The organism is Acetatifactor sp. (assembly GCF_982438285.1).
Genome location: NZ_CEWDFQ010000070.1, coordinates 1 through 11,559, shown reverse-complemented (window position 1 = coordinate 11,559; position 11,559 = coordinate 1). Strand labels below are relative to the sequence as shown.

Here is an 11,559-nt window from a genome sequence, read left to right as displayed (position 1 = left end):
AAAGAGAGATGATTACCCCATGAGAAATCCGTTAGCAGACAAAATTGTGGAGATTAAGCCGTCGGGTATCCGAAAATTTTTTGATATTGTAAGTGAAATGAAGGATGCCATCTCTCTGGGAGTGGGAGAGCCGGATTTTGACACGCCCTGGCATATCCGGGACGAGGGAATTTATTCCCTGGAGAAGGGAAAAACCTTTTACACCTCCAATTCGGGCTTAAAGGAGCTGCGCATGGAGATCTGTAATTACCTGCAGAGAAAACAGGGGATTTCCTATGACTGGAGCCATGAGGTGCTGGTAACGGTAGGAGGCTCCGAAGCCATCGACATTGGTCTTCGGGCAATGATAAACCCGGGAGAAGAGGTTTTGATTCCCCAGCCAAGCTATGTGTCCTATGAGCCCTGTGCCATACTGGCAGGGGCTGTACCTGTGATCATCAATCTGAAAGAGGAGAATGAATTCCGGCTGACGGCCAAGGAGCTGGAGGAGGCCATTACCGAAAAGACCAAGGTGTTAATTCTTCCTTTCCCCAACAATCCCACAGGGGCCATTATGGAGAAGAAGGACCTAGAGGCCATTGCAGAGGTTATCTTAAAACATGACATATTTGTCATGTCAGATGAAATCTATGGGGAGCTCACCTATAAGGGAGAACATGTTTCTATCGCAAGCCTGCCCGGCATGCAGGAACGAACCATCCTTATCAACGGTTTTTCCAAGGCCTATGCCATGACGGGCTGGAGACTGGGTTATGCCTGTGGTCCCAGGGAGATTATTGAGCAGATGACCAAGATTCACCAGTTTGCCATCATGTGTGCGCCCACCACAAGCCAGTATGCCGCTGTGGACGCCCTGAAAAACGGTGACGGGGATATTGCCGAAATGCGAAAGGCCTATAACCAGCGCAGAAGATATCTGCTCCATGCCTTTGGGGAGATGGGATTGACCTGCTTTGAACCCTACGGGGCCTTTTATGTATTTCCCTGCATCAAGGAATTTGGCATGACCAGCGAGGAATTCGCGTCCAGATTTTTGGAGGAGGAGAAGGTGGCGGCGGTTCCAGGTACGGCCTTCGGAGACTGCGGCGAGGGATATCTTAGAATTTCCTATGCCTATTCTTTGGAAAAGCTGAAGGTTGCCATGGGACGACTGGCACACTTTGTAGCTAAGCTTCGGGCCGAGCAGGCGTCCAAAAACAACTGACAGGAGCAAAAAAAGCCATGCACATTGTTCTGCATCAGCCGGAAATACCGGCGAACACAGGAAATATCGGGAGAACCTGCGTTGCCACGGGAACCAGCCTTCATTTGATCGAGCCCTTGGGTTTTCGGCTGAATGAAAAAGAAATCAAGCGCGCCGGTATGGACTATTGGCAGCAGCTTGACGTGACAAGATATCTGAATTTTGAAGAATTTAAAAATACACATCCAGGGGCGAAAATCTGGATGGCTACCACAAAGGCAAAGCGGATCTACACGGGGGGGGGCTTTGGCCCGGACGATTTTTTAATGTTTGGGAAGGAAAGCGCCGGGATTCCGGAGGAGATTCTGGTGGAATACCAGGAAACGGCTATCCGGATTCCCATGCTGCCGTCCATCCGGTCTTTAAATTTGTCCAACTCAGTGGCCATTGTGCTCTATGAGGCCCTGCGCCAGAATGGGTTTCCCAAAATGCAGCTGGAGGGAAGCCTGCACAGGCTGCAGTGGGAGGAAAGCTGAGACTGCTTTCTTCCCTCTGCGGCCTTTTTTATTGCGCTGACTGTTTTTTTGCGGACAGCTTCCGAAGGAAAGCAGCCCCGTAATGGGCTGGAAAGACAAAAAGCCCCATCATGGCCAGATAGTCCAGATAGAATAAAATCATAGATTCCCCAAAATCTAAAAATACAAATTGTGTCCGGAGAAACATATAGGATAAAAGATTACGCTTGATGAATACGGTCAGTCCGTAAAGGGCAATTCCTGCGCCAATTACTGGCAGCAGAATTTTGCGGACCGAAGAGGGCCTTTTTATCTGCAGCAGTCTTGCAAAGGCGGTGCCGCCGCTGATTGGAAGAAAGGCAAACACATGATTTGAGAGAATCACTCCGCTGACCATCAGGCCCAGCATGGCGGCAGACAGCAGGAGATCCACAACCAGCAAAAAAATCCTGGAAGGGGAATAGCTTCCACGAAATAGATTTTTATGCCAGCTCCTGTTTAAAATGTGATGGACAATAAACAGAACAAACATTGCTGCGCCCGCCCATTCATGGGCTTCATCACCCCAGAATTGGTATCCCATTAAAAACAGCAGAGCCATTGTCAGGAGAACATCAATGATAATTTTCAGCTTCCGCATTCCGCGATCCGCTCCTTTTCGCTGCTTTGTTTTTGCTTTCATAATAAATGGAAAGCCCTGAAATGTCTAATGCTTTTCTTTTATTGTAAAGTATGCTTTTTTGTATTGTGTTTGGGGACGGCACTGTGTAGAATATAGGCAAAGAAAATTTGAAAGCAGGAGCAGATTTATGATGCTTCGGAATGGACGGAAAATGAAAGTACATGAAACGGCGTTTATCGCCCCGGGAGCGGTGGTGAAGGGAAACGTAACCTTAGAGGAGAATGCAAGCGTCTGGTATCACGCTGTAATCAGAGGGGACAGAGACTTTGTCACGGTGGGCAGAGGAAGCAATATTCAGGATAACTGTGTGGTGCATGTGGAGAAGGGGAATCCCGTGATTCTCGGGGAAAACGTGACGGTAGGCCACGGGGCCATCCTGCATGGCTGCCGGGTGGGAGACAATTCCCTGATCGGTATGGGGGCCATTGTGATGGACGGCTGCGTTATCGGGAAAAACTGTATTGTGGGGGCGGGAGCCTTGGTGACCCAGAATACAGTGATACCGGACAATTCTCTTGCAGTGGGGTCCCCGGCTAGAGTAAAAAGGCAGGTGACCCAAAAGGAGGTGGAGTCAAACCTGAAAAATGCGGCGCTGTATGTGGAGGAGGCTGCGCAGCAGTCCGCCCTTTCTTTACCATTTTTAGAAAAAGGAGAAAAACAGATATGAAAACAATGCTGTATCCTAGAAACACGGTTTCCAGAAGAGCGCTGGATTTAAACGGATTGTGGAAAATTTATTTTGACTTTGAAGGAGATGGACGCAAAAGAGGTTTGCAGAATGGAATTCCGGGAAAGGAGATGATTCCGGTTCCTGCAAGCTTTGCGGATTTTTATACGGATAAGGAACTGAGGGATTTTTGCGGGGATCTCTGGTATGAAACCAGCTTTTTTGTGCCGGGAGAATTACAGGGCAGCATCGTGGAGCTGCGCTTTGGAGCAGTGGCTCACAGGGCGGAGGTTTATGTAAATGGAGAAAAAAGGGGGTTCCACGAGGGCGGCTTTGTCCCCTTCTGCGTTGATGTCACGGACTGTGTCAGATATCAGGAAGAAAACCGGCTGGTGGTATTGGTAAACAATGAGCTGTCCGATACCTCATTGCCTGCCGGGGAGACCAAAATACTGAAAAACGGCAGAAAGAAAGCGGTTCCTTATTTTGACTTCTTTAACTACAGCGGCATTATCCGGCCTGTGTGGCTTATGTCCACTCCCAGGCATAGAATTTGTGATTATTCTGTCAGACATGAGATTTCGGGAAAGGATGCCTGTACCTGGTATCAGGTGGAAATTGAAAATCCTGAGCCGGACCTTAGAATGGAAGTGCGCCTTTGGGATGAAGAAGGGAAACTGGCTGCGTATTCTGAGGGAATGGAAGGAAGGCTTGTCATTGCAGACGTTCATCTTTGGGAAGTCAGGAACGCTTACCTGTATCGGCTGGAGCTTCGCCTTTTTCAAAAGGATCAGCTTTTGGATGAATACTCTGAGGAGATAGGAATCCGCACAGTGAGAATCCAGGGAACGGAAATATTGCTGAATGAAAAGCCGATTTATTTGAAGGGATTTGGAAGGCATGAGGATTCCCCCGTTTTAGGCAGAGGCTTTTCCCTTGGCTTTTTAAAGAGAGACTTTGAATTGATGAAATGGATAGGGGCCAATTCCTTCCGCACCTCTCACTATCCCTATGCGGAAGAGGCTTATCAGATGGCGGACCGGGAAGGATTTCTGGTGATTGATGAAGTGGCGGCAGTGGGATTTGTAAAAAGAGCGGGAAATGCCATGTTTACTGCTGCAGGAAGCGGCAAGAGGCCGGAGAGCTTTTTTGCGTCTCCAACCGTTGAGCGGCTGAAGCAAAATCATCTGGAAGCGCTTAAGGAGATGATACAAAGGGATAAAAATCATGCCTGCGTCATTGCATGGAGTCTGTTTAACGAGCCCGAAAGCAATACAGTCCAGGCCGGGGAGTATTTTCGGGAAATTTTCCAGGCGGCCAAGGCATGGGATGTGCAAAAAAGGCCATGCTCCTTTGCCATGGCGCTGAGCAGCCAGCCCGAGGATGTGGTCTGTCATCAGTACTGTGACTTTTTGTGCATGAACCGCTATTATGGATGGTATGTAAAGGGAGGCAGCGAAATCTCGGACGCCAAAGAGGCGTTTTTGGAGGAGATGGAACGGTGGGCTGCCCTGGATCTGCAAAGACCCATGATATTTACAGAATATGGTGCGGATACCCTTTCCTACGAGCATAAACTGCCCTCCGTTATGTGGAGCCAGGAATATCAAATAGAATATCTGAAAATGTATCACGAAATCTTTGACCGCTATGATTTTGTGAGAGGCGAGCAGGTATGGAATTTTGCAGATTTTCAGACGGTAGAGACCACCGGCAGGGCAAATGGCAACCGAAAAGGAATTTTTACCAGAGACAGACAGCCAAAGGACGGCGCCTTTTTGATGAGGCACCGCTGGCTTGAGGAAAAAAAGTAAATAGAGAAACTATTTCCGCACAGGAACGATTTCCAGCCAGTAGCCGTCCGGGTCCTGGATAAAATAAATTCCCATTTTTGGATTTTCAAAGCAGATACATCCCATTTCCTGGTGCAATTTATGGGCTGCCTCAAAATCGTCTGTGCGGAAGGCCAGGTGAAATTCGCATTCCCCCAGGTTGTATTTCTGCGGATGCTCTGCAAGCCAGGTGAGCTCCAGCTCAAAATCGCTCTGGTCGTTTCCCAGATAAACAATGATAAAGCCTTCCCCGTTGGTGCGGCGTTTTTCATGAAGGCCCAGAGCCTTTTCATAAAAGGCAATGGATTTTTCCAAATCTGCTACATTATAATTTTCATGAATCATCTTAAAGTTCATTGGCGTTTGCATCCTCCGTGTTCTGTATTATGTTCTGATACTGTGGGTATTCCCGGAGAAACCGGGAGATAATCCCAGGCTTTTCCCAATAGTGCATAGGATATACCCGCTTTACCCTGATCTTTTTCAAAAAATACAGGATTCCCTGTGCGTAATCCTCCTCCTGCCTGGGGTCAAGAGGCAGAAAGGCGGCGTCCACACACTCTTCTTTCAGCAAATCCTTCAGCAGATCTATTTCATGTCGGTAGCTTCCTGTCATCTGCCTGTTGTATTGTGGTGTTTCTCCCGCCCATACCCAGTCGTTTAAATCTCCGGCGTGATAGAGAATCCCTTCCCGGCAGCGGACCAAAAAGGCCACTCCCGCATCGGTGGAGAGCAGGGTTTCCAGCACAGTGTTTTGGGGAAGCTCATAGCGGCTGTGAAAGGTAACCTTAATCACCGGAATCTGTTCGGGATAGCTGTGGTCAGAAATGTCCTTTGCCAAAATGGCGGTGACGCTGTTCATCCCAAGCCTTTTTAAAAGGGAAAATACTTCCCTGTTATAGTGATCCGGGTGTCTGTGGCTGCAAAACACAAGGATGGGCTTGTCCGTCCTAAGGGGAGGGAGCTCTCCCCTGTAATAGTCAAAAAGATAATAGCAGTCTTTTGTTTCCGCCAGAAAACCGCTGTGGTAAAGGTAGGTAATTTTCATGGGCCGCCTCCTGGAGTTCATAGTCTGTTTCCTTATTTTATCACAGGAGAAAGCACATTTCCATTGGTTTTCCATTGGCAGAACACATTTTTTTCACATTTTAAACAATTTTTCTAAACATTTTCCCGATATACTATTGCCAGAAAGGCAGGAAAATCGGAGGGATTTCGTGTGAAGATAAAGGATTTCTGCAGGGAAAATAAGAAAAAGGTGATTATCATTTCTGTATGCCTGGTGATGGCTCTGATACTTTTGATATGCGTGTCTGTTTATTTCCTTCAAAGAAACAATTCTGAAAACGGCGGTTTTTTACAAGGCGGCAGGGGAGGCTTTTCCACAGCGTTGGGAGGAGTCAGCGCTTCCGGCGTAACCAGTGTGGGAATGACCCAGGAAAGCTTTGAGGTGGAAAATCTGGAGACGCAGCTGGAGATTGAAGAGATTTACATATCCTCCGGCGACCAGGTGGAGGCCGGAGCCCAGATACTGAAGCTTTCCCAGGAGAGTGTGGAGGAGGCCAGAGAAGAGCTTGCCCAAGTCCTTGAGGAAGCCCAGCTTGCCTGCCGGGCGGGAGCCATAGAGTATGAACAGAGTAAAATAACGGCGGAATATGATTATAACAGCGCTGTTCTTGCGGGAGAGCAGGCTAAAGAGGTGTACCAGGAGACGGTAGAAAGCCTTACCTTAAGCGTGGAGCAGGCAAAAGAGGCGCTTGCCCAGGCAAAAGAGCAGATTGCCGAATATGAATCCTATGTGAATGATGGTTCCTACAGTGCTTATTTTGGAGTGGATGAATATCAAAGCCTGTACGATGAAAACCTGAAGCTTCTCACTGATAAAATGGAAGAATGGGGGGTGAGCTGGTCCCAGGTTACAAGCGGCGGCACCGGGGGCATAGGCAGTGGTGCCTCTGGAAGCCGAACGGTGAGTGTTTCCTCTGGAGATGCAGGCGGGGGAACGCCAAGCAGCCAGTATGTGAGTGTGCTCACCTCCCTTTACAGTGTGCTGGAGCAGAATCTGCGGGATTTGGAGCAGGCCCAGAGTGAGTATGAGGAAGCCCTGGCCAACGCACAGTTTGAGCTGCAGACCCTGAAACTCAGCCTCCCTTCCCTGGAGCAGGCTGTCACAGAGGCAGAGCAAGCCTATGAGACACAGACGCTGGAGGCACAGCTGGCCTATGAAACGGCCCTGGCCAACGCTGAGAGAGCCCAGAGTGATTATGAAACAGTCTTGGAGCAGGCTGAGTCTGATTATGAGGATTTGAAAAGCACATGGGAGGACGCCCAGGAAAATATGGATTTGTTTGAAAGCAGTGTGGGGGATGGCTATTTTTATGCTTCCGCTTCGGGGACGGTACTGCAGGTGATGGCAAGGGCGGGCCAGTATCTTACCTCCGACAGCACGGTGTTTATCTACAGCAATCCCGAAGAAATGTCTGTGACGGTTTCTGTAGATCAGTCGGATATTGCCAGCCTGTCTGTGGGAGACAGTGCTATGGTGGTAAGTGGAACCCAGACCTATCAGGGAAGCATAACCCAGATCAATCCTGTGACTGCCTCTGAAAGCCGTACCAGCGTCACCTATCATGTGACGGTTACCTTGACAGGAGATACGCAAGGCCTGGAAACCAACCAATCCGTAACGGTTATTTTCGGAGCAGAGGATATGGAGACGCCTCAAGGGGGCATGGAGATGCCTGAGAACGCAGAGACGCCCCCGGAGGGCATGGAGATGCCTGAGGATGGAGGAACGCCCCCGGAAAATCGGGAAACGCCTGACAATCGGGAAACGGAGTAAGCAGCATGAAAATGAAAATCAATCCATGGAAGGCATGGAAATCTGTGAGCAGGAAAAAGAAAAGGTGGATTGCAGCGGGGGCGGGATTGCTTGTATTGGTCCTGGCGGCAAGCTATACTGTGTTTTTTGCCCCCCTTTTGGAGCAGGAACAGTGGGTGTACAAGGAGAGCACGGTGGAGCGTGGAACGCTGACAGTGGGAGTGACGGAGAGCGGGACGCTGGAATATGGAATCACCTCTCTTTTGTATGATCTGGACCTGGATGTAAGCGATGAGGAGGATTCGGATGAGGACAGCGATGAGACAGATTCTGATGAAACCGTCCAGAAATATTTAAAAATTGAAGAAATCTATGTAGCCTCCGGCCAGCGCATTGAGGAAGGGGACGCCCTGATAAAGCTCACCGAGGACAGTGTTTCGGATGTGAGAAGGCTCCTGGAAAGCGCTGTGGTGGATGCAAGGTCTGCCTACAACGAAGCGCAGGCAGAGTATAACCTATCTGTGCTGGAGGCTCGGACTACCTATGACACACAGCTTTTGGAGAGCGAATATGCCGCTTCTATCTATAACAGTAAATCTCAGTCCGTAACCAATGATATTGAGGCAATTCAGGTGGAAATCAATCAGCGGAATGCCAATATTCCCCTCCTCGAGGAAGCTCTTGCGCAGGCCCAGGAGGATTATGCACAGGCTTTGGAGACCTATGAATCCGCCTGCCAGAGCTTAGAGGCTGCGGACATCAATCACACGGAAAACTTTATGACATATCAAAATGCCTATGTCAGCGCCCAGTCCCAATATCAGAATGCCAAGACCGCCCTGGAGCAGGCACAGCAGAATCTTGAGGATAATACGAAGGAGATTGCCTCCCTGGAGGAGCAGCTTGCCAATGCCCAGGCAAAAAGCGCCATTGACATGCTGGATGCAAAAGAAGCCTATGAAGAGGCCTTGATAGAGGGGGATAATGCGCAGACCACCTACAATGCACAGCTGGAAAGCCTGGAGGAGACATTAAACGAAGCTGAGGAAGAAAAGAATCAGGTGGAGGAAAAGCTGCAGGCTTTTGAGGACTTTGTGGGAGAGGATGGCATTCTTTATGCGGACGGCTCAGGGATCGTGACTCAGGTGGGATATGAAGCAGGCGATCATCTGGTGCAGTCTGGAGTGATTCTGTCCTATGCGGCCCCGGAGGACATGACCATCTCCGTGGATGTGACCCAGGAGGACGTGGTGGACTTTGCGGTGGGGGACCAGGTGGAGATTTCTTTCACCGCCTATGAGGATACGCCCTATGAGGGAACGATTCTGTCCATTGACACTACAGCCACCGCGAGAAATTCCAATACCATAAGCTATACGGTGGTGATTGGAGTGAATGGGGATACGGAGCTTTTGTACGGGGGCATGACGGCGGACATCACCTTTGTGACGGAGGAAAAGGAGGATGTGCTGTATGTTTCCAGAAGAGCCATTGTGGAGGAGAATGGAAAAAGCTATGTTTACCGGCAGACCGCTTTGGGCGGCAGAGAGCTTGCAGAGGTGGAAACTGGTATCAGTAACGGAGTGAATATTGAGATTCTTTCAGGGCTTTCGGAAGGAGATATCATCTATATTGCAAGCCGGGTCAGCTCAGAGACGGAGGTGGAGGCAGAAGCAGACGCTTCAGAAAGCGGCGCTGACGGCATCTCTGGAACGGAAGCAGGATTTGGAAACCAGCAGGGAATGGATGGAATGCAGCTGCCTGAGAACGGAGAAATGCCCGGGGATTTCAGTCAGATGGGCGGCAGAGAAATGCAGGGCGGCAGAAACCAGGAAATGGAGGCAGGGCAATGAAGGCATTAAAACCTACACAGAAGAAAATAATCGCCGTAACCGCTGCGGCGTTTTGCATCGCTTTGGCTGCAGGCATTATCTATGGAGCGGTTTCGGGAAGTAAAACGGAGGTCACCTACAGGGAGACTGTGGTGGAGTCCGGCGATCTTGTGGTGGGCATCACGGAAAGCGGCAGCGTGGATATCGGAACGGTGGAACAGGTTTTTGAGCTGGATATGAGCGCTCTGCAAAGGGCGGACACCGGCAGCACAGAGAGCTCCCAGACAGGAAACGACTTTGGAGGCGGTATGCCAGGAATGGGAGGCACGAGCTCCTCCGGCGGCGCATTAAATATGTTTGACCAGATTTTTGGCATGGCAGGCGGGGGAAACAGCGCACAGAGCGGTACGGCTTCCAGCCTGACGGTGGCGAAGGTTTGTGTTTCCGTGGGACAGCAGGTTTCCCAGGGAGATGTGCTCTATGAGCTGGAGGAGGAAAGTGTCTTAGAGCTGGAGGAACAGCTGGAATCCAATGTGGAGAAGGCCAAGGCGGATTTGGAGGCTGTCTATGCAGATCAGACCCTTTCTGAACAGACGGCCCAGTATACTTATGAATCCAGCATAGCCTACGGAGATTATGCGGACACAGAATACAATGCCGCCGTAGGGCAGCTGCAGGAAAATGTGGAGGACAAAAAGCAGGCACTGGAGCAGGCCCAGGAAACCTTAGAGGATTACAAACAGCAATTAGAGGAAATCACCGCTGCCTATGAGGATGCGGCCCAGGTGCTGGCAAACTGTATCTGGAGCAGGGATAATACGGATAAGTGGGGTGATACCTATAACTATGTGTATTATTTTGAACTGGCCCAGTCCGCCCAGTCCACAGCGGATTCCCTAAAGCAGAGCAAGGAACGGCTGGAGGAGAATGTGGAGCAGGCGGAAAAAAATGTGGAGACCGCCGCCCAGGCATACGCGGCAGCCAAACGGGAATTGGACCAGGGACTGCTTGCTGCCCAGGAAACCTTGTCTTTGCGCCAGCTTGCCTATGACACCGCCCAGGAGACCTATGACATTGCGCTGGCCTACCTGGAGGACGCGGCTAAGGAGCAGGAGGCGGTTTATGCGGAAACCCTGGAAAAATGGGAGGAGTACAGCTCCCACATCAACGGAACTGCCATCTGCGCCCAGTATGACGGCATCATTACCAGCGTGGATTTAGAGGAAGGGGATGCCATTCAAACAAATGACACGCTTGTCACACTTTATGATCTGGGGGACGTAACCATAACGGTGACAGTGGCTGAGGAGGACATGGAGGACATAGAGGTGGGAACGGCGGCAAACGTATCCCTGACAGCTTACCCGGACACCATCTTTCAGGCTGAAGTCTCAGAGATTTCCGATGCTGTAACAGATTCTGACGGAAATGTCACTTATGAAGTCACGGCTGCCATTTGGGGGGATGTGTCCGGTTTGTTCCAGGGGATGACAGGAGACATTACCTTTATTACCAAGGAAACCCGTAATGTGCTCTATGTCTCCAACCGGGCTGTGATCAGAGAGGGAACCAGATCTTATGTGAAAGTAAAAAATGAGGATGGGGAAATTGAGGAAAGGGAAATTACCACAGGCTTTTCGGACGGTGTGAATGTAGAAATAGTGGAAGGACTTTCAGAGGGCGACGTGGTACTGATTGAAAGTGTGGTGAGCGAGACATGAGGTTATCGGAAATCCTAAGACTGGTTTGGCTGAACCTGTCTCAGAATAAATTTAAGGTGGTTCTCACCTCCATCGGCATTGTAGTGGGCTCTGCCACCATTATGATGGTGCTGGCCATTGGCACCGGAGGGAGGCAGGAGGTTGCGGAGCAGTTTAAAAACCTGAATGCGGGAGCCATTGACATTACCTATGAGGGCGGCTCCTCTGCCCAGATGTTTTCCATGGCCCAGGGAGGGGGAGAGGTCAGCGTGACCTTTTCCGCCCCTGGGGGCGGAAAAGGTCACGCTGACCTCTCCCCCTCCCTGG

At 50.1% G+C, this 11,559-nt stretch carries 11 protein-coding genes; 8 read left to right on the top strand and 3 right to left on the bottom strand.

Features of this window, described 5'->3' with window-relative positions:
• Positions 1-19 precede the first annotated feature (19 nt).
• Positions 20-1,204 carry an aminotransferase class I/II-fold pyridoxal phosphate-dependent enzyme gene (locus tag AC1WIP_RS05355; protein ID WP_481140853.1) on the top strand — a complete coding sequence of 395 codons (1,185 nt, stop codon included), beginning with the start codon at positions 20-22 and terminating at the stop codon, positions 1,202-1,204.
• A 17-nt stretch (positions 1,205-1,221) separates the two neighbouring features.
• Positions 1,222-1,719 (top strand): tRNA (cytidine(34)-2'-O)-methyltransferase, encoded by a 498-nt coding sequence (locus AC1WIP_RS05350; RefSeq protein WP_481140852.1) that lies wholly within the window; start codon positions 1,222-1,224, stop codon positions 1,717-1,719.
• A 28-nt stretch (positions 1,720-1,747) separates the two neighbouring features.
• Here AC1WIP_RS05350 and AC1WIP_RS05345 read toward each other — a convergent pair whose 3' ends face one another.
• Positions 1,748-2,338, bottom strand: a complete 591-nt coding sequence (locus tag AC1WIP_RS05345; RefSeq protein ID WP_481140851.1) for a DUF4405 domain-containing protein — start codon at positions 2,336-2,338, stop codon at positions 1,748-1,750.
• 169 nt (positions 2,339-2,507) lie between these two features.
• Between AC1WIP_RS05345 and AC1WIP_RS05340 the strand changes: the two genes are divergently transcribed.
• Both AC1WIP_RS05340 and uidA read left to right on the top strand, forming a co-directional pair.
• Entirely contained in the window at positions 2,508-3,047 is a 540-nt protein-coding gene (locus tag AC1WIP_RS05340; RefSeq protein WP_481140850.1) for a gamma carbonic anhydrase family protein, read from the top strand.
• A complete protein-coding gene (gene uidA / locus AC1WIP_RS05335) occupies positions 3,044-4,861 on the top strand; it encodes a beta-glucuronidase (RefSeq protein WP_481140849.1) in 1,818 nt (605 codons plus the stop codon). Before AC1WIP_RS05340 ends, uidA begins: the two co-directional genes overlap by 4 nt.
• 9 nt (positions 4,862-4,870) lie before the next feature.
• Here the strand turns inward: uidA and AC1WIP_RS05330 are convergent, their stop codons facing one another.
• On the bottom strand, positions 4,871-5,236 hold the full coding sequence (locus tag AC1WIP_RS05330) for a VOC family protein (RefSeq protein ID WP_318709066.1): 366 nt from the start codon (positions 5,234-5,236) through the stop codon (positions 4,871-4,873).
• On the bottom strand, positions 5,226-5,927 hold the full coding sequence (locus AC1WIP_RS05325) for an MBL fold metallo-hydrolase (RefSeq protein WP_481140848.1): 702 nt from the start codon (positions 5,925-5,927) through the stop codon (positions 5,226-5,228). The genes AC1WIP_RS05330 and AC1WIP_RS05325 overlap by 11 nt, the downstream gene beginning before the upstream one ends.
• 171 nt (positions 5,928-6,098) lie before the next feature.
• On the opposite strand from AC1WIP_RS05325, the gene AC1WIP_RS05320 reads away from it, so the two are divergent.
• The 4 genes from AC1WIP_RS05320 to AC1WIP_RS05305 all read left to right on the top strand — a co-directional run.
• Positions 6,099-7,721, top strand: a complete 1,623-nt coding sequence (locus tag AC1WIP_RS05320) for a hypothetical protein (RefSeq protein WP_481140847.1) — start codon at positions 6,099-6,101, stop codon at positions 7,719-7,721.
• Between the two features lie 5 nt (positions 7,722-7,726).
• Positions 7,727-9,553 (top strand): hypothetical protein, encoded by a 1,827-nt coding sequence (locus AC1WIP_RS05315; protein WP_481140846.1) that lies wholly within the window; start codon positions 7,727-7,729, stop codon positions 9,551-9,553.
• Positions 9,550-11,253, top strand: coding sequence for an efflux RND transporter periplasmic adaptor subunit (locus AC1WIP_RS05310; protein ID WP_481140845.1), 1,704 nt, complete (start codon positions 9,550-9,552; stop codon positions 11,251-11,253). The genes AC1WIP_RS05315 and AC1WIP_RS05310 overlap by 4 nt, the downstream gene beginning before the upstream one ends.
• Positions 11,250-11,559, top strand: a 310-nt coding sequence (locus tag AC1WIP_RS05305; protein WP_481140844.1) for an ABC transporter permease, incomplete at its 3' end; no start/stop codon positions are given. The genes AC1WIP_RS05310 and AC1WIP_RS05305, both read left to right, overlap by 4 nt.

Bases quoted from the DNA above. Each gene is read 5' to 3' on its own strand.
- AC1WIP_RS05355 (WP_481140853.1), top strand. From the start codon at position 20: ATGAGAAATCCGTTAGCAGACAAAATTGTGGAGATTAAGCCGTCGGGT.
- AC1WIP_RS05350 (WP_481140852.1), top strand. From the start codon at position 1,222: ATGCACATTGTTCTGCATCAGCCGGAAATACCGGCGAACACAGGAAAT.
- AC1WIP_RS05345 (WP_481140851.1), bottom strand. From the start codon at position 2,338: ATGCGGAAGCTGAAAATTATCATTGATGTTCTCCTGACAATGGCTCTG.
- AC1WIP_RS05340 (WP_481140850.1), top strand. From the start codon at position 2,508: ATGATGCTTCGGAATGGACGGAAAATGAAAGTACATGAAACGGCGTTT.
- uidA (WP_481140849.1), top strand. From the start codon at position 3,044: ATGAAAACAATGCTGTATCCTAGAAACACGGTTTCCAGAAGAGCGCTG.
- AC1WIP_RS05330 (WP_318709066.1), bottom strand. From the start codon at position 5,236: ATGAACTTTAAGATGATTCATGAAAATTATAATGTAGCAGATTTGGAA.
- AC1WIP_RS05325 (WP_481140848.1), bottom strand. From the start codon at position 5,927: ATGAAAATTACCTACCTTTACCACAGCGGTTTTCTGGCGGAAACAAAA.
- AC1WIP_RS05315 (WP_481140846.1), top strand. From the start codon at position 7,727: ATGAAAATGAAAATCAATCCATGGAAGGCATGGAAATCTGTGAGCAGG.
- AC1WIP_RS05310 (WP_481140845.1), top strand. From the start codon at position 9,550: ATGAAGGCATTAAAACCTACACAGAAGAAAATAATCGCCGTAACCGCT.